The organism is Vibrio splendidus (assembly GCF_024347615.1).
GTDB classification, from domain to species: domain Bacteria; phylum Pseudomonadota; class Gammaproteobacteria; order Enterobacterales; family Vibrionaceae; genus Vibrio; species Vibrio splendidus.
In genome coordinates this window covers 3,777,205-3,800,791 of the sequence record NZ_AP025508.1, presented here as the reverse complement: position 1 = coordinate 3,800,791, position 23,587 = coordinate 3,777,205, and the positions used below count along the sequence as shown (strand labels likewise).

Here is a 23,587-nt window from a genome sequence, read left to right as displayed (position 1 = left end):
GCAAGGCATTAAGCGTGAGCAAGTGGTGTTGTTGATTGGCGTAGCCATTCCAGCGTATCACCTTCAACTAATGGGCTAACATCGTTCCATACTTTCTGATGGTAGTCGTTCAGCCACGCCAGTTCAGGTCGTGTTAGCAAATCAACATTGATGTTGCGCTTATCGATAGGGCAACGTGTTAGCGACTCAAAGGTTAGTACTGAGAAATCACCTTGAGTTGGCAGTTCAACCACGAGCTCTAGGTTTTCGATTCGGATACCAAATTCATCAGCACGGTAGTAACCCGGCTCGTTCGATAACACCATACCTTCAACTAGAGGTACGTCGATCAGCTTCTTAGAGATGCTTTGTGGGCCTTCATGAACACTTAGGAAATGACCAACACCGTGACCAGTACCGTGGTCGTAGTCGAAGCCTTCAGCCCATAAGTGTTGGCGAGCTAGGATATCAAGTTGGAAACCACGAGTACCCTGTGGGAAACGTGCACGCGCGATACCGATATGACCTTTAAGTGCTAGCGTGAACTGCTGGATCATTTCGTCGCTTGGCTGACCAATTGCGATAGTGCGAGTGATGTCCGTTGTGCCGTCTAGGTACTGGCCACCTGAATCGACTAGGTACAGAGTATTCATCTCCAACTGACCTGGTTCAGGTTGGTTCTCGTGGTTGTAGTGACACATTGCTGCGTTGCCGCCTGCTGCTGAAATCGTGTCAAAACTTAGGTCCATCAGCGTTGGGTCTTGCTCGCGGAATGATTGTACTTTGTCTGCTAGCACAGCTTCGTTGTGCAGATTACCTTGCGCGACTTCTGCATCAATCCAAGATAGGAACTTCGCCATCGCAACACCATCACGAATGTGACACGCCTTCATACCCGCAATTTCAGTTTCGTTTTTAGCGGCTTTTGGCATTAGACATGGGTCTGCTGCTTCAATGATGTGAGCGCCAGCATTTTGTAGAACAAGCGTGTACCAAGCGTTACTGGTGCCTGAATCGACAGACACATTGTTACCTTCTAGAGACTGAAGACGCGCTTCAAGCTCTGATGGGTGAGAAACGCGAATACCATTACCAACGTGAGATTCAAAGCCCGCCGGGATGCGTGCTGGGTCTAGGAAGAAATCGACGCTTTCATCGGCGTGAATGATCGCGTTGGACAACACAACAGGTAGGCGTGATACGTCCAAACCACGAATGTTGAGCAACCAACATATTGAGTCAAGCTCGGTAAGGATAGCGGCATCAGCACCTTTGGCTTTTAGTAAGCCAGCAATCTCTGCGCGTTTGCTGTCACTTGATTGGCCAACGGCGTCTGTTGCCATTAGGCGAACATCAGATACAACAGGCTCAGGACGGTCAGACCAAAGCTCATCAATCGGGTTTTCTGATAACGTTGTTAGCTCAACTTTCTCCGCTAGTTTTGCTTGTGCGCCTTTCAACCAAGCTGCGGTGTGCATGCGTGGGTCGAATGCAACCTTACTGCCTTGTGGCAATGAATTGATGATCCAATCTAAAGCCGGTTCTTCAATAAGGTGGCGATACTCAAATAACTCTGCTGGTACCTGCTTACGAACCTGAACGGTGTAGCGACCATCAACAAAAATAGCAGCAGTATCACGAGTGATAACAGCGGCACCTGCAGAGCCAGTAAAACCTGTTAACCAATGAAGTCGCTCGTTATGAGCGGGAACGTATTCACCTAGATATTCGTCTTCATGTGGAATGATAACGGCATCTAGGTTGTTTGTTTCAAGCCAAGTTCGAACTGCAGCAACGCGTTCAGCAGTGATATTGTGCATCTGTGTTTATCCTTATTGTTAGGGTCCTTGTTAACACTCACAGTCGATATACATGCGAGGGGACTTATTAGGTCAATAAGCTAGCGCTTTTGTTCGTTTGCTGCAAACGCTGTACGCCATTTTTATCTAAGGTGCAGAGTTTTTTCTTTGATGATATCTCGTAGCCAAGTTAACGCTGGGTCATTTTCTCTGTCACGGTGCCAAAACAGAGTGTATGCCATCGGAGGAAATTCCATTGGTAAAGGCACAACCACTAAGTCGAGTTGTTTAGCAACGAGGTAAGTAAAGTGGCTTGGTGCGGTAAACACAAAGTCGGTATAGGTACACAAGCTTGCTGCACTATTGAAGTCTGGAACAGAAATAGCGATATCTCTCTGATGACCAAGATCAGCCAGTTTGTAGTCGAGCAGCCAGCGGTCGTTACCATCACACCTTACTTGTACATGACGCTGGGCTAGATAGGTTTCTAGATCCCATTTGCCACTCAGAGCAGGGTGGTTGCGTCTTAACACACACATTTGTGCATCACGGTAGATCTCTTGTTCGCAGATGTCGTCTGGCGGCAGCATGGTTAAGCGCGCGTCGTTGATGTCGATGTCTTTGCCTGTGAGTCCGATATCTAACTCACCAAGCTGTAGCTTCTTAAAGGTTTGTTCGGTCCACGCATGGGTGTTGATATTAACCTTAGGTGCTTGTCGAAATATCGCCGGTAAGAAGTGAGGAAGAATCAGCGGGTAAACACTCTCAACGGCAGCAATGTGAAAGCTGTGGTCGCTATTGTTGGGAATGAATGTCTCAGGTTGAGTGAGAACATCAAGTTGGTTGATCAACGTTTCTAACCGAGGCTTAAGGAAAACAGCTTTCGGTGTTGGTCGTAGGCCATGAGCACTTCGTGTGAAAAGGGGGTCATTAAATTGTTCACGAAGCTTGGCTAGCGACTTACTCACAGCCGATTGGCTCAAGCATAATCGATGTGCGGTGCGAGTGACACTCAGCTCTTCCATCAGCACCTGCAAGCAAACCAATAGATTGAGGTCGAGGCGTGATAGTTTCTCGATATTCATGTGAGTTTCCTATTTGGAATAATGCTAATGAGTATATGCCATTTTTGTTCATATCTTTAGTTGGTTATTATGCACCTAAATTAACTCATTCGGAGAATCTTGTGCCTTCTAACGCGCTTCCAACCCCTAGTAAACTGCAGGTTGCTTTATTGGCAATGCTGGTTCTATTTAGCCCTCTGGCTATAGATATTTATCTTCCAGCTCTGCCACAAATTTCAACAGCGTTTCACGTGGAACACGCACTAGCACAAGATACGATTACTTGGTTTTTATTCGCCATGGGTGTCGGGCAATTATTTGCAGGCCCTTTGGCTGATAAGTTAGGACGTCGAACCGTTGCATTGGGAGGTGTTAGTATCTATGCATTGAGTGCTTGCTTGGCGTGGGCAGCTCAATCGATTGATATGATGCTAATAGCTCGGCTGCTACAAGGCTTAGGAGCTTGTGCGACTTCTGTAGCAGCCTTTGCGACGGTTCGCGATCTATTTGGCCCGGAAAAAAGTGGCCGCATGATCAGTTACCTCAATGGTGCCATTTGCTTTATTCCTGCACTAGCACCGATTCTGGGTGCTTGGTTAACTCAACAGTTTGGCTGGCGCTCGAACTTTAGCTTTATGGCTGTTTTCGCTGTTGTGGTTGGCACCATTTTGTTTTTCCAAATGAAAGAGTCTAACCCAGCGACAGAAAAGGTCGCGGTGTTCAAACTTGAGCGTTACTGGTCGGTATTGAAAACACCATCATTTATCTTCCATGCAACCTTATGCTTGATGGCGATGGCGGTCATTCTTGCTTACGTTACCTCTGCACCTGTTGTGTTGATGGAAAACCTAGGTTTGACGATGAACGAATTTACCTTCTGGTTTGGTATCAACGCGGTTATCAACATCACGGCTGCATTCACGGCACCGAAGTTCATGGACCGTTTTGGTACTTACAAAGCATTGGTTGTCGGTATTTCAACGCTTGGCTTAGCGGGTGTGGTTATGTTGGTGCTTGCTGAGCATGCTAGCGCGATCGCATTCATACTGCCGATTTTTCTATCTTCAGTTGGCTTCGCTTGGATTCTTGGTGCTGCAGCCGGTAAGGCACTTGAACCTTTTGGTGACCGTGCGGGTACCGCAGCTGCGTTGCTTGGCTTGTTCCAAATGAGCGGTTCTGGACTGCTTGTTGGTACGATGCAACGTCTTGATTTAACGTCTCAAGTGATGATTGCTCTGCAAATGTTCCTTATTGTTCCTGCATTGTTAGTACTTGCGAGCAAAGCGGGTAAGTCGTGGCACACGACGTTTGCTAAGGCATAAGTCTCAAGGGTGACAAAATATACAAATGGCGGTTTGCGAAACGTTAAAACATGGTATATTTGTCACTCATTGAAACGTTAGTCCCCAACGGAAAATACTGTAATGTCATTAACAACCTACGAAATGGCGCGCATCTTAGAACAAATGGAAGATGCACCTGAAAAGGTCATGTTTGGTAAATTGCTTAAAGAGCTAGGAAACCAAAGTGAAGAGCGTATTCGCAGTGCGGCAAAACAAGTTCCAATTGATACTTTGCGAGATATCATTTACCAATTTCAACGCGTGGTTGAATCTCGTAAAGGTGAACAAGTTCAGCTACTAGCAAAAGAGCTAGCCGAGCAAGGTATCTCTGCTGAAGAGCTACAAGCTTTTCTAAACAAGTAGTTTATTCCAGATAAAAAGAAACCACTCAATTGAGTGGTTTTTTGCGTTTTGGACCTATGTAAATTTAGAGGCTATGGAAAAGAGCTTTAGCTTTTGAACTGCGCTTTTAAGATTCTATCCAATGAAAATGGTCCTGCTCCCCATACCACGACGATAAGAATCATTAATCCCCAAAGCTGATGATCATAGAAGCCTTGCGCCCACAATACAGGGTATGACACGACGGCCATGATATTGAAAACGAACAGCACTGCAGCCATTGGTCGGGTTAACAAGCCAAGCGCTAAGAATACCGGCAGAATCAATTCAGCTGCGGTACCCATGTAAGCGGCCAACTCCCAAGGCAAAAGAGGCACTTGGTATTCCAATTCAAACAAGTAAAGGGTGCTATCCCAAGTGGCTATTTTGGTGAGTCCTGAATTAAAGAAGACCCATGCCACCCATAGGCGACAAAACAGAAGTAGTACGGGAACAAAAAGTGCCTGTGATTTCTCAATCAAACTGTCGTATTGAGCCATCATGTTCGTGACTGTGTTGTTATCCATATTATGTCTCCAATTCGGCATTGATTGAAAAGCCTGAGATGACGTTCAGTGCCATGACAGTATTCAGATGTTGTAGTAGTAAAGGGTCTATCGCTGAGAGCGTTTGACCCGATTGAAATTCGGTTAATAGTTGGTGGCTTTCTTGCGTCAAACGATGGCTCTCAATCTGTGAATTTTCCGCTCGGATTAACACCCCAAATTCAGGTTGGTTGATGTCTAACCCATCGAGTTGTTGCTGATAGATAGCCTGCTCAAGCGCGATAATCGTATAGCTAGAATTAATTAGCGTTATTGAATCTTTGAGATGAAAGACTAAAGCGCCTTGTTGTTCTTGCGGTACATCAGCTAAACGAGAAAGAGGACGTTGGTCGACATGTGATTCTGAAACGCATCTCACCAAGCTATCTTTTTGCCATTCATACAAAGCCACTTCAGCGAGATAAGGTGCAGCCTCGATAACCGCAGGAAAGGCTTGGATAGTTTGTTCAAAGTGTTCACCGTAACCACTGACATCACCAGAGGTTGATGGATAACTTAAGACATGTTGACGAGCCATTTGTTGGAAGCACTCTTCACCAACCAGCATTTCAGTGAGTGGGTAGGTTGCTGCCAGTACTTCGCTCAAGCTAATCACAAAGTTGTTGCGGTAAATCTGGATGCGTTGCTCATCAGTAAAATGGTCGCTCACTATGTCGCAGTGCTCACCATTGTTTTGATAGCGTAGGGCGTTAGCAAACTCCGATTGCACATTAGTTAAAGAGTGGCTCATGATGCGCGACTCCTCTGGTTGAACTTGTCGTGTTGATACAAGATATCGCTGGCTTTGGTTGCTTCAGTCAATAAAATTTGTGGCTCTGGGATATCTAAATCCCACTCAATCAAGGTATGGCGCAACCCATGTTGTGCTATCCAGTCAGTGTAGAGTTTCCACACTTCGTCACAGACAGGTTTACTGTGGGTGTCTATCCAGATCTCACCTTGTTCGAGTTTCTTTTTGGTAAAACCTGCCAAGTGAATCTCTTCCACTTTGTCTGCAGGAATTCCGCTTAAGTACTTTTCACAGCTGAAACCATGATTAAAAGATGAGACAAAAATATTATTGAAATCGAGTAAGAGGCGACATTCGGTGCGCTTCTGTACCTCGGCCAAAAATTCCCACTCTGGGATGGTTGAATGCTTGAAGGCAAGGTAACTCGATGGGTTCTCAATCAGCATAGGGCGTTGCAGGCCGTCTTGAACCTCGATGACATTGCGGCAGAAGACTTCTAACGCCTCTTCGGTATAAGGCAGCGGTAACAAGTCATTGAAGTAATGACCGCCGGTCTGACTCCAGCTTAGATGATCAGAAACCAAGAAGGGCTCGATATCATCAATCAGGTCTTTTAACTGCATCAGATGATGTTGATTGATGCGCTCAACAGAACCTAGCGACAATCCAACGCCGTGACAACTTATGTTGTGTGCGTGGCGAATCTCTCTCAGTTGTTGACGTTGCGGTGATTGAGCTAAAAAGTAGTTCTCGCTGTGCACCTCTAACCAACTCACTAAAGCTGGGTTTTGGCTAAAGAAGTCCAAGTGCGGTGTTCTAAGGCCAACCCCTGCGTTGGGATGAAGAGTTTGAGTCACAACGATTCTCCTAATAGGAAGTGGAGGTGAGCTGAATGTCAGCTCACCATACTAAGCAGCTCAATTATGATGATTGAGTGTTACCACCTGATAATTTGCCACACAGTCCTTTAGGAACGACCACGAATGCATCGGATTGGTTGTCTTCTTTGGCTGTACCCGCACATGAACTTGTTTTGGTTGCACAATCATTTTGGCCAGCTTTTGCAACGCCGTAGCATTTCTCTTTTGCTGCTGCTTCCGCAGGTGCTGATGTAAGAACTGCACCGCCGAACGCTAGTACACTTGTGATTGCAGCTGTAACAGCAAGATTAGAATTTTTCATAGTCATTCCCTCTAGGACTTAATAGTATTTTTATATCGCAGGTTAATAAGTTGTTAACTTGCTTACTAAAAAGGATAGGAAGAACTCGGAAATAATTTCACTGCATTATAAAAAATATCAATATTAATGATGTATTAGCTATTAAGTTGCTGATTATATGATGTTATTTTTTGATTGTTTTTTCTTCTTATTATCCTAAACGCAGCCTAGTGTTTAGGTTATAATCAGCTTTTATGTATAAATACCCAGTAGTGAGCATATCCAATGATAGATCCTTCGCTTTTACTCGATGGCCTAAACGATAAACAACGTGAGGCGGTCGCAGCACCTTTAGAAAACCTACTTATTCTGGCAGGTGCTGGCAGTGGTAAAACGCGAGTGTTGGTGCATCGCATCGCTTGGCTGCAAAGCGTAGAGCAAGCATCGCCGTTCTCTATCATGTCGGTTACCTTCACCAACAAAGCGGCAGCAGAGATGCGTGGTCGTATTGAAGAGTTGATGATGGGTAGCTCGTCGGGTATGTGGAACGGTACCTTCCACGGTATTTGTCACCGCATCCTTCGTGCTCACTACCTAGATGCAAAACTGCCAGAAGATTTCCAGATCATTGATTCAGATGATCAGATTCGTTTGCTACGTCGTTTAATCAAGGCGCAAAACCTTGATGAAAAGCAGTGGCCTGCAAAACAAGCTTCTTGGTGGATCAATGGCAAGAAAGACGAGGGATTACGCCCAAATCACATCGACGCCTACCATGATCCAATAACTCAAACGTGGTTAAAGATCTATTCTGCTTACCAAGAAGCATGTGACCGTGCTGGCTTGGTCGACTTTGCGGAAATCTTGTTGAGATCGCATGAACTATTGCGCGATAAGAAACACATCCGAGAGCACTACCAAGCTCGCTTCAAGCATATCCTTGTCGACGAATTTCAAGATACCAACAATATCCAATACGCTTGGTTACGTATGATGGCGGGCCCGGATTGTCGCGTGATGATCGTGGGTGATGATGACCAATCTATCTATGGCTGGCGTGGTGCCAAGATTGAAAATATTCAGAAGTTCTTGGATGAATTCCCAGGAGCTTCAACGGTTCGACTCGAACAAAACTACCGTTCAACCAAAACCATTCTGCAGGCGTCGAACGAGCTTATCTCGAACAACACTGAGCGTATGGGTAAAGAGCTGTGGACCGATGGCAACGATGGCGAGCCAATCTCTGTGTACTCGGCTTATAACGAGCTAGATGAAGCGCGTTTCACGGTCAGCAAAATCAAAGAGTGGCAAGAGAAAGGCGGTGCGCTAGAAGATACCGCGATGCTGTATCGTAATAACGCCCAATCGCGTGTTCTTGAAGAAGCTTTGATTCAAGGTGGTCTACCTTACCGAATCTATGGCGGCATGCGATTCTTCGAGCGTCAAGAAATCAGAGATGCCTTGAGCTACCTGCGCTTAATGAGTAACCGCAGCAATGATGCGGCATTCGAACGTGTCGTCAATACGCCGACTCGTGGCTTGGGCGATAAAACGTTAGAAACGATTCGCCTTGCGGCGCGTGACCGTGGTGCAACCATGTGGCAAGCCAGTATTGCTCTGATAGAAGAGCAAGTGCTCCCAGGCCGTGCTGCGGGTGCATTGAGCCGCTTTATCGAGCTTATCAATGCGCTTGAAGATGACACGATAGAACTGAGGCTTCATGAGCAAACCGACCACGTGATCAAATCGTCGGGCTTGTTTGCGATGTACGAGCAAGAGAAGGGCGAGAAGTCGAAGGCACGTATTGAGAACTTGGAAGAATTAGTAACGGCAACGCGTCAGTTTGAAAAACCAGAAGAAGCGGATGAAATGAGCATGCTAACAGCATTCTTAACTCATGCGGCTTTGGAAGCGGGCGAAGGCCAAGCTGATGAGTTTGATGATGCGGTTCAGTTAATGACTCTGCACAGCGCTAAAGGCCTAGAGTTCCCGATGGTCTTCATGGTGGGTGTGGAAGAGGGTATGTTCCCAAGCCAGATGTCTGCAGAAGAAGCAGGGCGCTTAGAAGAAGAGCGTCGCCTGTGTTACGTAGGCATGACGCGTGCGATGGAGAAGCTTTACATCACTTACGCTGAGATGCGTCGTTTGTACGGTCAGGACAAGTACCACAAACCATCACGCTTTATTCGTGAACTACCAGAGACATGTCTGGATGAGGTTCGTATGAAAGCGCAAGTGAGCCGTCCTGCAAGCAGTGGCCGCTTTAGCCAAACCGCCGTGAAAGAGAACTTTAACGAAACAGGTTTTAGTTTGGGTTCTCGCGTTAAGCACCCTAAGTTTGGTGAAGGCACTATCATCAATTTCGAGGGAAGTGGCCCGCAGAGCCGAGTTCAAGTCGCGTTTAACGGTGAAGGCATCAAGTGGTTAGTAACGGCTTATGCTCGTTTAGAACAGTTGTAATCTGCTACTTCAGCATGTAGAAAACAGTTCGATATCTGAAACTATTCAGCATTGAAAAGTAATCCGTATAAAAACAGAAAGAGCAGCTAATGGCTGCTCTTTTTTTATTGCTCGATACCGACCTAAATTAGGTTAATACGAGCTGAAGACATTGTTGTCTCAAAGTGAGACTTACAGTGCTGCAAGTGCCGCTTCGTAGTTTGGTTCTTCAGTGATCTCTGCAACCAACTCGCTGTGTGTCACCACACCTTTTTCATCAACAACGACAACTGCACGTGTTGTTAAGCCTGATAGTGGGCCTTCAGCGATCGCTACGCCGTAGTCTGATGCGAATGCAGGAGAACGGAAAGTTGAAGCGTGTTGAACGCCTTCAATGCCTTCTAGTTCACAGAAGCGGCCCGCAGCAAACGGTAGGTCAGCAGAAATACAAACAACAACCGTGTTCTCAAGTTCTGCTGCTTTTGCGTTGAACGTACGTACGCTCGTTGCACAAGTTGCTGTGTCGATACTTGGGAAGATGTTTAGAACCACTTTCTTGCCTTCAAGAGAAGCAAGAGTCAGTTCAGAAAGGTCGCCTGCAGTCAGTGCAAAGCTTGGTGCTTGTTCGCCAGTTTGTGGGAATGTGCCTGTTAGTGGTATAGCAGCGCCTTTGAAGGTAACGTGTGACATGAATTTGTCCTTAGTTTAATTATGGTTATGAAACTAGTTGAGCCTAGTAAGACTTACGTTACTCGGAAGTGGTTAAGAAGTGAATGCTTTAAATGTCAGAATTGTAATTAAAGGTCTTTGATTTATTTGTTTGAGAGAGGAATAAGTGAAACGACAGATAAAGAAAAACCCCGAGAGCTTGCGCTCATCGGGGTCTATAGTCTTACTCGCAGCAATCCGGCTACTAAGTGTGCTCCATGCATCAAATCCATGATAGTGTGCTGTTATCCTTCAGCGTATTCCTTTCGTCGCCTTCCTAGCGGTGTCCTTGATCTTATCCTGATCTGCCAACAATCCTCGTTAGCGCGCGTCACTTGTTCCTTGAGCGGTGTCCTTTACATCATCCTGATGTTCAGTCCTTTCCTCGTCCAGAGGTGTCCATTGTCTTTCCTTAGTAGCAACCATCCTAGTTACTATTGCGTCCATTCAATGTCCATTTCGCTATCCATGCCGATTATTCATCCTGAGTAATCGAATCTTCATCCTGAAGATAACCAAGTCCTTGGCGTTTCCTGTTCCGTGTCAGCATCCTTCCGACACCATTCATATTACCGATTCCTTATTTATCAGCAATGGTGCATAAGCGAATTTCTATATAATTATTTGAATGATAAATGTACGTATCGTTTCATTTCAATTGGTTACGGTATCTAGGTGACTAATTTCGTCATCAAATATCGATATTTACTCACTGCCTTGTGAGAGATCTCGCACAAGGCAGTGAGTAAAAAGGGAGGATTATTCCCTACTGACCAATGGCTGCACCTTCACGACGAGGGTCTGCAGCGCCTTCTAAACCATCTTTTGTGATGCGAATCGCGTGTAAACCAGAGTTAAGATCGCGAACGTTGACCTCAAATCCCATCTTTTCTAGCTCAGGTTTGAAGTTTTCCGCTGATGTTCCTTTTTCCAAATCTAAGGTACCGAAGCGGTTTAGGAAGTGTGGTTGATTGATGGCTTGCTGAATATCCATGTCCCATTGGGTATGAGCAATGATCGCTTGTGCCACATAACCTATGATACGGCTGCCTCCCGGAGAGCCAATTGCCATGTAAGGTTTATCGTCTTGCATGATGATGGTCGGTGCCATTGAAGAGCGCGGACGCTTACCCGGTTCAAGTCGGTTGGCGATAGGCTTACCATCGTTATGGGTCTTGAATGAGAAATCCGTCAGTTCGTTGTTGAGTAGGAAGCCTCTTACCATCAAGCGTGAGCCAAAGGCATTCTCAATGGTGGTGGTCATCGACACGACATTGCCATCGCTATCGACAATATTGAAGTGGCTGGTGGACGGTAATTCAATAGAAACATCTTGGCTTCTCTGCATCGCATGATCCCACGGCGGTGTGCCTGAAGATGCGCTTGCCAATGCCTTACCTGCGGTAATTAACTGAGCACGTTCCTGCAAATAGTCAGTATTCACTAACCCTTGGGTAGGCATTGGCACATAATCTTGATCCGCCATGTACATACCACGGTCTGCAAAGGCTAGGCGAGAAGCATCTGCTAACACTTGCCAAGATTTCGCGTCGTTTGGTCCCCATGATTTAAGATCAAACTGCTCGGTCATCGCTAAGATCTGCCCAACCGTTAATGCACCTGAACTTGGTGGACCCATTCCGCACACTTGGTAGCTTTCATAAGCAGAACAAACCGGCTCGCGCTGCTTAATCGAATAAGCGTCGAAGTCTTTCTGTGCTAATACGCCCGGGTTACCTTTCGCTGTTTGCACGGTATTGATGATGTCGGTAGAAATCTCACCTTGGTAAAAGGCCTTAGCACCGTTCTTAGAAATAGCGTTTAACGTTGCCGCGTACTCTGGGTTCTTAAGTTGCGTGCCAGCTGTTTTCGGGTTGCCATCGGCATTGAAGAAGTAGGCTTTGGTAGTGGCAAAGCGGCTTAGTTGCTGTTGGTCATTTTCAATCAAGGTGGCTAAGCGTGGGCTGATGGTAAAACCTTTTTCAGCCAGTTGAGCAATGGGCTTAATCAGTGATGCCCATTCGAGCTTGCCGTACTTCTGGTGAGTGTCCCACAGTAATTGCACCGTGCCTGGCGTGCCAACAGAACGACCGCCAACCACGGCATCATAGAATTTAAGCGGTTGGCCGTTTTCGTCTTGGAATAGACGTGGCGTGGCATCAAGCGGCGCGGTTTCACGGCCATCGTAGGTTTTGAGTTGCTTGTCCTTGCCATCAAAATAAACAAGGAACGCGCCGCCACCAATACCTGATGACTGAGGTTCCACTAAGCCAAGCATAAGCTGCACAGCAACCATGGCGTCTATCGCGTTACCACCACGAGCAAGTACATCAGCACCGGCTTGTGTGGCAAGAGGGTTGGCCGCGGTGACCATCCAATCGTTGGTTTTAACGAGCTGTTTGGTTTCTAAACCACTACTTTGTTCGGGTGCGACGGAATCGGCAGCTTGATTTGCCCAACTGACGTGAGAGGCAAAAAGTAGGGTAGAAGTGGCGAGGGTTGTTAGTTTTGTTTTCCACTGCATGATCTTCTCCTTTTAATATGCAGAGCCAGATTGGCAGTGGAAAGATGAGATAGCCAGAGTGTTGTTAACGAATTGTAATCTTGATTCGAATTTAAGCGATTAAACCGGACAGCGACTGCCAAAGAATACTCACGCCAATAAGGCTGAATACCACGCCACATAAGCCATCGATGTATACCGTTGCTTCGCTGAGTTTCTTTTGCAATGCTTTAGTCGAAAGCATCCAAGCCAGTAGTGAGAACCAAAACAGAGACAGACCAAATAGGATGATCAGAGCAAAGCCTTTACCTGACAGAGACATGTCGGCAGGCACTAGGCTCGACATCAAGCTGATAAAGAACACCAAAGCCTTTGGGTTGAGAATATTGGTCGCAAACCCTTTCGAAAATGCCTGACGCTTATTGGTCAGAATCAGATCGTTGGAATTGACGGTATCGTCGTCATCGTCGTGGTTCTGAATGATTTGCCAGGTTGCTTTAAGTGCTCCGTAACCTAAGTACAGTAAGTAGCTACCGCCGGCTAGTTGGATAATGGCAAACAATGTGGGTTGCTGGTGGACTAGGTAACTGATTCCCGTCAGGCTCAGTAATGAGTGCAGCAAGATCCCGCAAGATAAACCAAGCGCAATGTACAAGCCTGTCTGGCGTCCGTGACGCGTCGCATTTTGCACGACTAACGCAAAATCAGGGCCGGGGCTCATCAAAGCGATGAAGTGGATAGAGGCTAGGGTGATCAGTATGGTGACTTCGTTCATCGTCAGTTCTCAATAACGTTGCCGCTATTTTTAAATAAGTAATCGTATTGAGCGTAGCTTACCGTGATTTGAAATCGAGCAATTGTAAATTATCAACACTTAGTTGATTTGTGAGGGTGGTACGCCGAACGTGGTTTTGAAAGCCTTAGAGAAGTGTGCTTGATCATAGAAGCCTACTTGGTGCGCGACCTTGGTACCACATATCCCAGACTTAATCAGACGCATGCTCTGTTCCATACGTAAACGGCTCAGCCATGCATAAGGCGTAATGCCCATTCTGTTTTTAAAATGGCGTTGGAATTGAGTCGTGGTTAAACCACACAACTCAGACAATTGTTCTAATCGCACTGGTTGATCCAAGTTCGCCATCAAGTAGTCTTTTAGCGTATCAATCGATTGATTACCCAGTTTGATGTCACTCTTCGATCCAAATTTCGCATAACGATCGACAATCGTCGAGAACCCTTCGAAAGGTAAGCAATCTTGAGCGAGCTGGCTGATGTTTTGATGGATTAATAGGCCGTGCAAGTTGCGTAATTGTGAAAATGCAGCTTGATCGGAGAGGATCAACTCAGAAAAGCCTAATGTGTGACCATTCTTCTTGGGATCGGCAAGATCTTGAAACCATTGGGGAGATACGGCAAACACACTGACTTGATAACCCGAATCGAGTTTGGAGTGCCCATCATGCAGCTCATCGGGTGGCATGATAACAACTTGGCCTGCACCAACATTATGGCTCGTCCCTTTATAGACGAATTTCTGCTGTCCTTGGGTAATTAAACCAATGTGAAAGTCCAAATGATAGTGGCGCTGAAAAGCAAACTCTTGGTATTGAGCTTGGATCAGGCTGATATCTTCTGTTGGGGTAGAGTAGTAGTGGACTTTATCCATGGTACAAAAAAGCTTGGTCAAATAGTCATCAATTCAACCAAGCTTATCTTCGTATTAAGGGATTGTCTTGTAAAAAACGATCAGTGTTACTGCTTAGCGCGTTTGTTCTTTCTGTTGTTACGCAGACCGTCAAAGCTGAATATCACCAACGCTCCCCAAATAAAGGCGAAGGTAATCGCTTTGTCACTGGTAAACGCTTCGCCATAAATCAGCACCGCTAACAAGAACATTAAGCTTGGTCCAATGTACTGGAAGAAGCCGAGGGTCGATAGCTTTAAACGTGTTGCAGCGCCAGTAAAGCACAGCAGTGGAATGGTGGTAATAACACCAGCAGCAACCAGTAATAGATTGAGTTGCATTGGGTTCATTGAGAAGTCCGAGGTTGGGCTATCAGCAATAAACAATAGGTACGTTGCTGCGAGAGGTAACATAACCAGAGTCTCAATGAACAAACCTGTTTGCGCTTCTAAGCTCACCTTTTTACGCAGTAAGCCATAAAAACCGAAGCTAAAGGCTAGGGCAATGGCGACGATCGGCACTGAACCGAAGGCAATTAATTGGATTAATACGCCAATCGCAGCAAGAGCCACTGCAAACCATTGCAGCTTACGTAAGCGTTCGCCGAGGAAGAGCATCCCGAGCAACACGTTAATCAGTGGGTTGATGTAATACCCCAAGCTGGCATCAAGCATGTGATTGGAATTCACCGCCCAAATAAAAATAAGCCAGTTAGCGCCCACCAAAATAGACGTCGCCACCAAATAGAGCATTTTTGGTTTCGAGGTCAGGATGTCGCGGACTTTACGCCAGCTGCGGCCAATGTGCAGTAAGAAAGCGAGTAGGAAAAAGGACCATACTACACGGTGGCTAAGGATCTCTAACGGGGATACGTCACTTAAAGATTTGAAATATATAGGGGCGACCCCCCACATGGTGTAGGCGCCGACGGCAAGCAAAACTCCCTGGCGCGTACGTTGTTGTTCTTCCTGTGTCATGCATCTTTCTCTAGCACTGAGTGCTTATTAATAAGATTTATAAGAGAGTTGGTCAGTATAGGAGCGATAACCCTTTTCACCTAACAATTTGCGGTTTAATTCGCCAGCGTTCCCCTCTACAATGTGCGACTTGCTTGCCGAAGATGCTTGCTGATTTCATACCTCGATTAGGAACCATAATGACCGCCACTCTGATTGCTGAGCAAATACCAACTCCCGCGAATGATGCGCAAACCATCTTGCAAGATGTGTTCGGCTATCAAAGCTTTCGCGATGGTCAGCAAGAGGTCATTGATTTGGCCGTTGAGGGCAAAGACAGCTTGGTGATTATGCCAACCGGTGGCGGTAAATCGCTGTGTTACCAAATCCCGGCTTTGGTTCGTGAAGGGCTGACTCTGGTTATCTCACCGCTGATTTCGTTGATGAAAGACCAGGTTGATCAGTTGAAAGCCAACGGTGTCGCGGCAGAGTGCATTAACTCGTCGATGCCGCGAGAGAACCTGATCTCGGTCTTTAATCGTATGAACTCAGGTCAGTTGAAAATGGTGTATGTCTCGCCAGAGCGCGTGTTGATGCGTGACTTTATCGAGCGTCTACAAGGCTTACCGCTTTCGATGATTGCGGTCGATGAAGCGCACTGTATCTCTCAGTGGGGGCACGATTTCCGCCCTGAATATGCATCATTAGGTCAGCTTAAACAGTATTTCCCACATGTACCTTACATGGCGCTAACGGCAACTGCCGATGATGCGACTCGTAAAGATATTATCTCGCGCTTGCAGTTGGTGGATCCACATACGCATTTAGGCAGCTTCGATCGCCCTAATATTCGCTACAACTTGGTTGAGAAGCACAAGCCCGTGTCACAGGTGGTTCGCTACCTAGAAACACAGAAAGGCAATTGCGGCATCATCTACTGTGGTAGCCGTAAGAAAGTGGAGATGGTGACCGAGAAGCTGTGCAATAACGGTATTCGCGCTGCGGGTTACCATGCTGGCATGGATACCGACGAACGTGCTTACGTTCAAGAAGCTTTCCAACGTGATGATATTCAGATCGTCGTGGCGACTGTGGCGTTTGGTATGGGCATCAATAAACCCAATGTACGCTTTGTGGTGCACTTTGATATTCCACGCAATATCGAATCTTACTATCAAGAGACTGGCCGTGCGGGTCGTGATGGCTTACCTGCTGAAGCGATGATGCTGTTTGACCCGGCTGATATGGGTTGGCTGCGTCGCATGCTGGATGAGAAAGAAGAAGGCCCACAGAAACAAGTTGAGATGCACAAGCTGAACGCGATGAGTGCCTTTGCCGAAGCGCAAACCTGTCGTCGTCAGGTTCTATTGAACTATTTTGGCGAATATCGCGAGAAGCAATGCGGCAACTGCGATATCTGCCTCGATCCACCTAAGCATTTTGATGCGACTAAAGAAGCGCAGAAGGCATTGTCTTGTGTGTACCGTGTCAATCAGTCGTTTGGTATGGGTTACGTGGTGGAAGTGATGCGTGGCATGCAGAACATCCGTGTCCGTGATAATGGCCACGATAAATTGTCTACCTACGGCATTGGCCGCGACCATAGCCACGATTACTGGATAAGTATCTTCCGTCAGTTGATTCACAAAGGCTTGCTGTTCCAGAACATTACTCGTAACTCGACATTACAGTTAACAGAAGAAGCCCGTCCGTTACTGCGCGGAGAGATGTCTTTGGAGTTGGCTGTACCTCGTTTAGATACCGCAGTTCGTAATGCTAAGTCTGATAAACTCAGTAGCAAGAATTACGATAAGAAGCTGTTTGCGAAACTGCGAAAGCTGCGTAAGTCGATTGCAGATGAAGATGGCTTACCACCTTATGTGGTATTCAGTGACGCGACGCTGATTGATATGGCTGAAATCCTACCCACATCTTATGGCGAGATGTTAGCAGTGAATGGTGTCGGTCAACGCAAACTCGATAAGTACGCTGATCCATTCTTAGATTTGATTCAAGAACACATCACCACACACGGCTAATTGCTAGTTTTCAGAAGTGTTTAGCTTGTAAAAACGATTAGCTCATAGAAAAAGAATAAGGTTGATAGGGACATGACAACACCAACAGAATTTGGCTTAAGAGAGTATTTGGCTGAGGAAGGGCGTTTACTGATTACGTCTCCAAGTTTTGATTTTGATTCTTATGAAGTGCTAGGTGAAAAACTGGTGGCGTTGCTGTCAGCTTCTGTTGTTGAAAAACAATGGGACGCTGACATGCACTCTTGGTTGATTGATTTTGAAGACTGTCGAATGTTTTTAAAGTCTGAGCATTACAGCGAATCAATTTGGTTTGAGTCGTTAAACGCTGAAGAAAGCCGAGAAGAGTTCGATTATCTCGCGACGCTTTTCAAGCGCGGCTTCTAACTTTTGGCATGGTTTCTAACTTCAAGCGTGGTTTCTAACGTTTAGCATAGCTTCTAAAAACATCGCTTTAAAAAACAGAGCTTCTAGCGTTATTCACCAATAAAAGTGAGGATAAACGTTTGCGTTTGTTCTCACCGTTGCAGCCAATATTGATTAATGTATAATCGCCCGCCGCTCAATAGAGCAAATTATAGAAACATTTTTAATTCACATTATTGGTAAGAGCTTTCTTGGATTATTCGAAGAAATGACTCGATTTGGGTTCCCTCACCCCCAAACCAAACTAAAAAGGTACAGCATGAGTAACTTTACCCCTGCGCAACAGCGCAAAGCCCTAGCACTATTAGTTTTGTTCCATTTGGTCATTATTGCGTCAAGCAACTATTTGGTTCAGCTACCTTTTACCGTCTTCGGTATGCACACCACTTGGGGTGCTTTCACTTTCCCGTTTATCTTCCTAGCAACCGATCTCACAGTACGCATTTTTGGCGCGCAGCTTGCTCGTAAAATCATTTTCTTAGTGATGTTGCCTGCACTGGCCGTTTCTTATTTATTGTCTGTGGTGTTCTTTGAAGGTTCATTCCAAGGCTTTAGCCAACTAGGCGAGTTCAACCTGTTTGTTGCACGCATCGCAGCGGCAAGCTTCATGGCTTATTTGCTCGGTCAGATCTTGGATGTGCATGTGTTCAACCGCTTACGCCAAATGAAGCAATGGTGGGTTGCGCCAACGTGTTCGACACTTTTTGGTAATGCCATTGATACCATCGCGTTCTTTGCGATTGCCTTCTACCAAAGCCCAGATCCATTCATGGCTGAGCACTGGACTGAGATTGCGTTGGTTGATTACGGATTCAAACTCATCATTAGCTTAGGTTTGTTCGTGCCTATGTACGGTGTGCTTCTTAATTACGTGGTTAAGAAGTTAACCGCAGTGAACCCTGACTTTAAAGCGACAGGTGTTAACGCTTAAGTTTGAGACTTGTAACGCAAAGCATTAATGCAGCGATAAGAAAAAGCCCAAGTTAGTCTACTAACTTGGGCTTTTTTAATTTCTAGCGTCAGATATTAATATCAGAGGCATTCAATATTCAATGGCCAGCCAATATCGGTTTGTCTATTCGACTCGATCTCTAGCTCAGCAGCGGTCAGCGGGTTGTCTGCTAGCCATTGCTTAGAAAGCGTTAAGGTCAGGTTGTTACCATCGGTTGCAAGCTTAAACTCAGGCTCTAGCGCTGGATTGCGACGGTGGGTCAGCAAAATAGCTAAACGCAGAATTCGTAAAATACGCTTGCTGCTGGTGCCTGAGATTGCATGTTGCTCAGGCAATGAGGTTAACTGTTCACGGTAGCGACGTGTTAACTCACCCAAGTAGTGCTTTTGCGCTCGAGTAAAGCCTGGCAGGTCTAAGTTCTGCAGTAGGTAAGCGCTGTGCTCGCCGCCTTTTTTGAAATCGATGGTTAAACCAATCTCATGAAGCTTAGCTGCGGTTTGCAATAGCACGCCAGCTTGAGGTTCTGAAACCCACTCTTCGGCGCCCGCTTGCTCTAACAGAGTTTGTGCGACGACAGCAACTTGTTCACCGTAGCTTACGTCCATTTGGTAACGTGATTGCACGCTCTTGATGGTACGCGCACGAATATCTTCTTGGCGAAGTTCATCCACCATCTCGTAGGCTAGGCCTTCACGGAGTGCGCCGCCTGCGAGTGTCATTGAATCTATTTCAAGTAGCTCAAAAATAGCGATAAGAATAGAAAGGCCACTTGGGAACACTAATGCACGCTCTAGGGTCAATCCTTCTATTTCTAGCTCTTCCAAGCGCTCGGTAATCATAGCTTGTTTCTGTAAACGCTTAAGCTTGGCATGAGTAATGACTTCATCCATGCCTTGCGCCAACATGATTTCTTGCAGTGCTTGAACGGTACCACTGGCACCAACACACACATCCCATCCGATATCAGTGTAGCTATCTAGGATAGGAGCCAACGTAGACTTAGCCGCTTCAATGGCATTGTTAAAGTTGGTTGCGGTTAATTGGCGATCTTTAAAGTGGCGCTCAAGCCAGGTAACACAGCCCATCTTCAGGCTAGTTAGTGCTTTCGCTGAGAAGCCTTCACCTATGATCATTTCGGTGCTTGCGCCACCAATATCAACGACCAGTCGGCGGCCGCTGCCACCAGAAGTGTGTGCAACGCCTTTATAGATCGTCGCAGCTTCTTCTTCACCAGAGATAACATTGATGTCGTAACCAAGGATCTGGTTCGCTTTCTCTAGAAATATATCCACATTGATAGCGGTACGTAGGGTCGCTGTACCCACAATGCGGATATTTTCTTTCGGAATATCTTGCAGTCGCTCTGCAAAGAGACTCAAACAGTCCCAACCGCGCTGCATAGCTTCTGTACTAAGCGCATTATTTTCATTTAAGCCTGCTGCTAAACGCACTTTACGCTTAATCTTAGCCATGGTTTGTACGCTGCCATCGATGTGACGCACAACGAGCATATGAAAACTGTTCGACCCGAGGTCGATTGCAGCATAAAGCGGGGGTGACACTGTTTGACTCATAAGCGACTAAGCTTCCTTGTTATGACGCGGTTGGCGTGGGCGACGGTTCTGGTTTGGTTTACGGTTACCGTTGCGTGGGCCATTGTTGTTTGAGCGGCGTTGTTGCGGGTTACGTGTACGTAAGCGCATCGGTGCTGGCAGATCTTCTAGTAGTGCAGAAGCATCGTAGTCAGACATTGGGATAGCATGCTCAATGTATTCTTCGATTGGTGGCAAGTTGATTGCGTAATCTTCACAAGCAAAGCTGATCGAGTGACCGCTTTCACCAGCACGACCTGTACGACCGATACGGTGAACGTAATCTTCACAATCATCAGGTAGGTCGAAGTTGAATACGTGTGTTACTTGAGGAATGTGTAGGCCACGAGCTGCAACATCCGTTGCGACAAGAAGGTCAACATCACCTTTGGTGAACTGCTCAAGAATTTTTTCACGTTTCTTCTGAGGAACATCGCCAGTTAGCAGGCCTACACGGTGACCATCGGCAGCCAAGTGGCCCCAAACTGATTCACATTTGTGCTTCGTGTTAGCGAAGATGATTGCGCGATCTGGCCATTCTTCTTCGATTAACGTTTGTAGAAGAGCCATCTTATGTTCGTTAGAAGGGTAGAACAGCTCTTCTTGAATGCGGTGACCTGTTTTACGCTCAGGCTCAACAACCACGTGCTCTGGGTTGTGCATGTGCTCGAACGCTAGCTCTTGTACGCGGTAAGACAGCGTCGCAGAGAACAGCATGTTCAGGCGATCTTTTGGCTCAGGCATACGGCGGAACAAGAAGCGAATGTCTTTAATAAAGCCCAGATCAAACATACGATCGGCTTCATCAAGCACAACAGCTTGAATGTGGTTAAGGTTAAATACCTTTTGCTTGTAGAAATCGATGATACGGCCAGTAGTACCAATTAAGATATCTGCGCCTTCTTCGATTTTACCTAGCTGCTTGTCGTAGCTTTCGCCACCGTAAGCGAGTGCTGCTTTGATACCCGTGCTTTCAACCAGAGAGTCAGCATCGTTGTAGATCTGAATCGCGAGTTCACGCGTTGGTGCCATAATAATTGCACGTGGCTGGTTAGGCTTACGCCCTTCATGCTCAGGTGTTTTTAGCAGGTGGTTAAAAGTAGCAGTTAGAAACGCAAGCGTTTTACCAGTACCCGTTTGGGCCTGGCCTGCAATGTCTTGGCCGGTGAGCAGTACCGGGAGCGCCAAGGCTTGGATAGGGGTACAATAATCGAACCCTTTTTTCTCCAATCCTTCAATGACTTGAGGAAGTAAATCCAAGTCGGCGAACTTTTGCTCTGTGATATGCGTCTTTTTCATTGCTATAGAATATCAGCTTAAGCTTGCAATACGAAAGTAAATACATTCCAATAGGGCATCTATTTACTGGTTATCATCCAACCAGTTCTAAAAAATACATTGGAGTGGAAGATGAGTGATAAGATTTTGCAGCTAACTGATGACGGTTTTGATAACGATGTAATCAATGCTGCAGGCCCTGTTCTTGTTGATTTTTGGGCAGAATGGTGTGGTCCATGTAAAATGATTGCGCCGATTCTTGATGAAATCGCAAACGAGTACGAAGGCAAGCTCACAATCGGTAAATTAAATATCGACCAAAATGCTGGAACTCCACCAAAATTCGGTATTCGTGGCATTCCAACGCTGCTTCTTTTCAAAGATGGCGGCGTAGCAGCAACTAAAGTTGGTGCATTGTCTAAAACTCAACTTAAAGAGTTCCTAGACGCTAACCTTTAATCAGGTCAGCATTTGAAAAGAAACCGCGCAGTTAACAAATGCGCGGTTTTGTTTTTTCTAAGCTATGGACTAGTCTTAGTTTTAGTGCTAATTTATCGCACGTTAATTGAACGAATTTCTCTTCTTGGTCGATCCTGTGACCAACTCCTTCTTAACTTAAGAAAACAGATCCTATTTTGACTAAACAAACTTCCACCACTATGAATCTTACTGAACTGAAGAACAGACCTGTGTCTGAACTTGTTAAACTTAGCGAAAGCCTAGGTCTTGAAAATCAAGCTCGCCTAAGAAAACAAGACATTATCTTCTCCATCCTTAAAGCGCATGCAAAAAGTGGTGAAGACATCTTTGGTGATGGTGTTCTAGAAATTCTTCAAGACGGTTTTGGTTTCCTGCGTAGCGGCGACAGTTCGTACCTTGCTGGGCCAGATGATATTTACGTATCACCAAGCCAGATTCGTCGTTTTAACCTTCGCACCGGTGACTCGATTGGCGGTAAAATCCGTCCACCTAAAGATGGCGAACGTTACTTTGCACTGCTTAAAGTAAACACGGTTAACTACGACAAGCCAGACAACGCTCGTAACAAAATCCTTTTTGAAAACCTGACTCCTCTTCACGCCAACGAACGTATGGTGATGGAAGCGGGTAATGGTGCGACTGAAGATATCACAGCTCGAATTCTTGACCTTGCTTCACCTATAGGTAAAGGCCAGCGTGGTCTGATTGTTGCTCCGCCTAAAGCAGGTAAAACAATGCTTCTGCAAAATATTGCACAAAGCATTGCACGCAACCATCCTGAGTGTGAACTAATGGTTCTACTTATCGATGAGCGTCCAGAAGAAGTAACAGAAATGCAGCGCCTAGTTAAAGGTGAAGTAATCGCATCGACTTTCGATGAGCCAGCATCTCGCCACGTACAAGTAGCAGAAATGGTAATCGAGAAGGCTAAGCGTCTTGTTGAACACAAGAAAGATGTGGTTATCCTACTGGACTCAATCACTCGTCTAGCTCGTGCTTACAACACTGTTATTCCTTCATCAGGTAAAGTTCTTACTGGTGGTGTTGATGCGAATGCTCTACATCGTCCAAAGCGTTTCTTCGGTGCGGCACGTAACGTAGAAGAAGGCGGTAGCTTAACTATCATCGCAACTGCACTGGTTGATACTGGTTCTAAGATGGATGAAGTAATCTACGAAGAATTCAAAGGTACAGGTAACATGGAACTGCACCTTAACCGTAAGATTGCTGAAAAGCGCGTATTCCCAGCGATTGATTTCAACCGCTCTGGTACTCGTCGTGAAGAGCTTCTTACTAAGCCTGATGAGCTACAGAAGATGTGGATCCTGCGTAAGATTGTTCACCCTATGGGCGAAACTGATGCAATGGAATTCCTTATCGATAAGTTAGCAATGACTAAAACGAACGATGAGTTCTTTGACGCAATGCGTCGTCAGTAGTCTTGATTAGCTGATAGTTATTAAAAAGCGCTGCCTTCGGGTGGCGCTTTTTATTTGCATTTTATAGC

At 46.0% G+C, this 23,587-nt stretch carries 21 protein-coding genes; 8 read left to right on the top strand and 13 right to left on the bottom strand.

What is annotated here, in order from left to right; translation table 11 throughout:
* Positions 1–8: 8 nt before the first annotated feature.
* Both OCU90_RS17085 and OCU90_RS17080 read right to left on the bottom strand, forming a co-directional pair.
* Positions 9–1,799: an aminopeptidase P family protein gene (locus OCU90_RS17085; protein WP_061025857.1), complete on the bottom strand. Its 1,791-nt coding sequence runs from the start codon at positions 1,797–1,799 to the stop codon at positions 9–11.
* Between the two features lie 122 nt (positions 1,800–1,921).
* Positions 1,922–2,863 (bottom strand): LysR family transcriptional regulator, encoded by a 942-nt coding sequence (locus tag OCU90_RS17080; RefSeq protein WP_012605070.1) that lies wholly within the window; start codon positions 2,861–2,863, stop codon positions 1,922–1,924.
* A 101-nt stretch (positions 2,864–2,964) separates the two neighbouring features.
* On the opposite strand from OCU90_RS17080, the gene OCU90_RS17075 reads away from it, so the two are divergent.
* Both OCU90_RS17075 and tsrA read left to right on the top strand, forming a co-directional pair.
* Entirely contained in the window at positions 2,965–4,164 is a 1,200-nt protein-coding gene (locus tag OCU90_RS17075; RefSeq protein WP_206207890.1) for a multidrug effflux MFS transporter, read from the top strand.
* 102 nt (positions 4,165–4,266) lie between these two features.
* Complete coding sequence (gene tsrA / locus OCU90_RS17070; RefSeq protein ID WP_004736654.1) at positions 4,267–4,548, top strand: H-NS-like global regulator TsrA; 282 nt, start codon at positions 4,267–4,269, stop codon at positions 4,546–4,548.
* Between the two features lie 86 nt (positions 4,549–4,634).
* Here the strand turns inward: tsrA and OCU90_RS17065 are convergent, their stop codons facing one another.
* From OCU90_RS17065 to OCU90_RS17050, 4 genes are all read right to left on the bottom strand, one after another.
* Positions 4,635–5,093 (bottom strand): DoxX family protein, encoded by a 459-nt coding sequence (locus OCU90_RS17065; protein WP_017085662.1) that lies wholly within the window; start codon positions 5,091–5,093, stop codon positions 4,635–4,637.
* A 1-nt stretch (position 5,094) separates the two neighbouring features.
* Positions 5,095–5,862, bottom strand: a complete 768-nt coding sequence (locus OCU90_RS17060) for an HvfC/BufC N-terminal domain-containing protein (protein ID WP_061025853.1) — start codon at positions 5,860–5,862, stop codon at positions 5,095–5,097.
* Positions 5,859–6,719: an MNIO family bufferin maturase gene (gene bufB / locus OCU90_RS17055; RefSeq protein ID WP_061025851.1), complete on the bottom strand. Its 861-nt coding sequence runs from the start codon at positions 6,717–6,719 to the stop codon at positions 5,859–5,861. The genes OCU90_RS17060 and bufB overlap by 4 nt, the downstream gene beginning before the upstream one ends.
* Positions 6,720–6,783: 64 nt before the next feature.
* Positions 6,784–7,044 carry a BufA1 family periplasmic bufferin-type metallophore gene (locus tag OCU90_RS17050; protein WP_004736650.1) on the bottom strand — a complete coding sequence of 87 codons (261 nt, stop codon included), beginning with the start codon at positions 7,042–7,044 and terminating at the stop codon, positions 6,784–6,786.
* Positions 7,045–7,308: 264 nt separating this feature from the next.
* Here OCU90_RS17050 and uvrD point away from each other — a divergent pair, with 264 nt between their 5' ends.
* A complete protein-coding gene (gene uvrD, locus OCU90_RS17045; protein ID WP_017077758.1) occupies positions 7,309–9,483 on the top strand; it encodes a DNA helicase II in 2,175 nt (724 codons plus the stop codon).
* 171 nt (positions 9,484–9,654) lie between these two features.
* Here the strand turns inward: uvrD and tpx are convergent, their stop codons facing one another.
* The 5 genes from tpx to rarD form a co-directional block, all read right to left on the bottom strand.
* A complete protein-coding gene (gene tpx / locus OCU90_RS17040; RefSeq protein ID WP_061025848.1) occupies positions 9,655–10,152 on the bottom strand; it encodes a thiol peroxidase in 498 nt (165 codons plus the stop codon).
* Between the two features lie 784 nt (positions 10,153–10,936).
* Positions 10,937–12,694 carry a gamma-glutamyltransferase gene (gene ggt / locus OCU90_RS17035; RefSeq protein WP_061025845.1) on the bottom strand — a complete coding sequence of 586 codons (1,758 nt, stop codon included), beginning with the start codon at positions 12,692–12,694 and terminating at the stop codon, positions 10,937–10,939.
* A gap of 91 nt (positions 12,695–12,785) precedes the next feature.
* A complete protein-coding gene (locus tag OCU90_RS17030; RefSeq protein ID WP_017085657.1) occupies positions 12,786–13,448 on the bottom strand; it encodes a LysE family translocator in 663 nt (220 codons plus the stop codon).
* Between the two features lie 99 nt (positions 13,449–13,547).
* Entirely contained in the window at positions 13,548–14,342 is a 795-nt protein-coding gene (locus tag OCU90_RS17025) for a helix-turn-helix transcriptional regulator (RefSeq protein WP_017077762.1), read from the bottom strand.
* Positions 14,343–14,428: 86 nt separating this feature from the next.
* Positions 14,429–15,337, bottom strand: coding sequence for an EamA family transporter RarD (gene rarD / locus OCU90_RS17020; protein WP_061025843.1), 909 nt, complete (start codon positions 15,335–15,337; stop codon positions 14,429–14,431).
* A 179-nt stretch (positions 15,338–15,516) separates the two neighbouring features.
* Here rarD and recQ point away from each other — a divergent pair, with 179 nt between their 5' ends.
* From recQ to OCU90_RS17005, 3 genes are all read left to right on the top strand, one after another.
* Positions 15,517–17,355: an ATP-dependent DNA helicase RecQ gene (gene recQ, locus OCU90_RS17015; protein ID WP_004736641.1), complete on the top strand. Its 1,839-nt coding sequence runs from the start codon at positions 15,517–15,519 to the stop codon at positions 17,353–17,355.
* 72 nt (positions 17,356–17,427) lie between these two features.
* The gene (locus OCU90_RS17010) at positions 17,428–17,739 is read left to right on the top strand and encodes a DUF3630 family protein (protein WP_009848192.1); all 312 of its coding nucleotides are present in this window, start codon (positions 17,428–17,430) and stop codon (positions 17,737–17,739) included.
* Positions 17,740–18,037: 298 nt separating this feature from the next.
* Positions 18,038–18,709, top strand: a complete 672-nt coding sequence (locus OCU90_RS17005; RefSeq protein WP_004736638.1) for a 7-cyano-7-deazaguanine/7-aminomethyl-7-deazaguanine transporter — start codon at positions 18,038–18,040, stop codon at positions 18,707–18,709.
* A 101-nt stretch (positions 18,710–18,810) separates the two neighbouring features.
* Here OCU90_RS17005 and gppA read toward each other — a convergent pair whose 3' ends face one another.
* Entirely contained in the window at positions 18,811–20,304 is a 1,494-nt protein-coding gene (gene gppA, locus OCU90_RS17000) for a guanosine-5'-triphosphate,3'-diphosphate diphosphatase (protein WP_017081537.1), read from the bottom strand.
* Between the two features lie 6 nt (positions 20,305–20,310).
* Positions 20,311–21,621 carry an ATP-dependent RNA helicase RhlB gene (gene rhlB, locus OCU90_RS16995; RefSeq protein WP_004736636.1) on the bottom strand — a complete coding sequence of 437 codons (1,311 nt, stop codon included), beginning with the start codon at positions 21,619–21,621 and terminating at the stop codon, positions 20,311–20,313.
* Positions 21,622–21,732: 111 nt separating this feature from the next.
* Here rhlB and trxA point away from each other — a divergent pair, with 111 nt between their 5' ends.
* Together trxA and rho are read left to right on the top strand one after the other, a co-directional pair.
* Positions 21,733–22,059: a thioredoxin TrxA gene (gene trxA / locus OCU90_RS16990; protein WP_004736635.1), complete on the top strand. Its 327-nt coding sequence runs from the start codon at positions 21,733–21,735 to the stop codon at positions 22,057–22,059.
* Positions 22,060–22,259: 200 nt separating this feature from the next.
* Entirely contained in the window at positions 22,260–23,519 is a 1,260-nt protein-coding gene (gene rho / locus OCU90_RS16985) for a transcription termination factor Rho (protein WP_004736633.1), read from the top strand.
* Positions 23,520–23,587 lie beyond the last annotated feature (68 nt).

Bases quoted from the DNA above. Each gene is read 5' to 3' on its own strand.
- OCU90_RS17025 (WP_017077762.1), bottom strand. From the start codon at position 14,342: ATGGATAAAGTCCACTACTACTCTACCCCAACAGAAGATATCAGCCTG.
- OCU90_RS17080 (WP_012605070.1), bottom strand. From the start codon at position 2,863: ATGAATATCGAGAAACTATCACGCCTCGACCTCAATCTATTGGTTTGC.
- uvrD (WP_017077758.1), top strand. From the start codon at position 7,309: ATGATAGATCCTTCGCTTTTACTCGATGGCCTAAACGATAAACAACGT.
- OCU90_RS17010 (WP_009848192.1), top strand. From the start codon at position 17,428: ATGACAACACCAACAGAATTTGGCTTAAGAGAGTATTTGGCTGAGGAA.
- rarD (WP_061025843.1), bottom strand. From the start codon at position 15,337: ATGACACAGGAAGAACAACAACGTACGCGCCAGGGAGTTTTGCTTGCC.
- OCU90_RS17030 (WP_017085657.1), bottom strand. From the start codon at position 13,448: ATGAACGAAGTCACCATACTGATCACCCTAGCCTCTATCCACTTCATC.
- OCU90_RS17050 (WP_004736650.1), bottom strand. From the start codon at position 7,044: ATGAAAAATTCTAATCTTGCTGTTACAGCTGCAATCACAAGTGTACTA.
- rho (WP_004736633.1), top strand. From the start codon at position 22,260: ATGAATCTTACTGAACTGAAGAACAGACCTGTGTCTGAACTTGTTAAA.
- rhlB (WP_004736636.1), bottom strand. From the start codon at position 21,621: ATGAAAAAGACGCATATCACAGAGCAAAAGTTCGCCGACTTGGATTTA.
- OCU90_RS17005 (WP_004736638.1), top strand. From the start codon at position 18,038: ATGAGTAACTTTACCCCTGCGCAACAGCGCAAAGCCCTAGCACTATTA.
- tpx (WP_061025848.1), bottom strand. From the start codon at position 10,152: ATGTCACACGTTACCTTCAAAGGCGCTGCTATACCACTAACAGGCACA.
- ggt (WP_061025845.1), bottom strand. From the start codon at position 12,694: ATGCAGTGGAAAACAAAACTAACAACCCTCGCCACTTCTACCCTACTT.
- OCU90_RS17065 (WP_017085662.1), bottom strand. From the start codon at position 5,093: ATGGATAACAACACAGTCACGAACATGATGGCTCAATACGACAGTTTG.
- OCU90_RS17060 (WP_061025853.1), bottom strand. From the start codon at position 5,862: ATGAGCCACTCTTTAACTAATGTGCAATCGGAGTTTGCTAACGCCCTA.
- recQ (WP_004736641.1), top strand. From the start codon at position 15,517: ATGACCGCCACTCTGATTGCTGAGCAAATACCAACTCCCGCGAATGAT.
- trxA (WP_004736635.1), top strand. From the start codon at position 21,733: ATGAGTGATAAGATTTTGCAGCTAACTGATGACGGTTTTGATAACGAT.
- gppA (WP_017081537.1), bottom strand. From the start codon at position 20,304: ATGAGTCAAACAGTGTCACCCCCGCTTTATGCTGCAATCGACCTCGGG.
- OCU90_RS17085 (WP_061025857.1), bottom strand. From the start codon at position 1,799: ATGCACAATATCACTGCTGAACGCGTTGCTGCAGTTCGAACTTGGCTT.
- tsrA (WP_004736654.1), top strand. From the start codon at position 4,267: ATGTCATTAACAACCTACGAAATGGCGCGCATCTTAGAACAAATGGAA.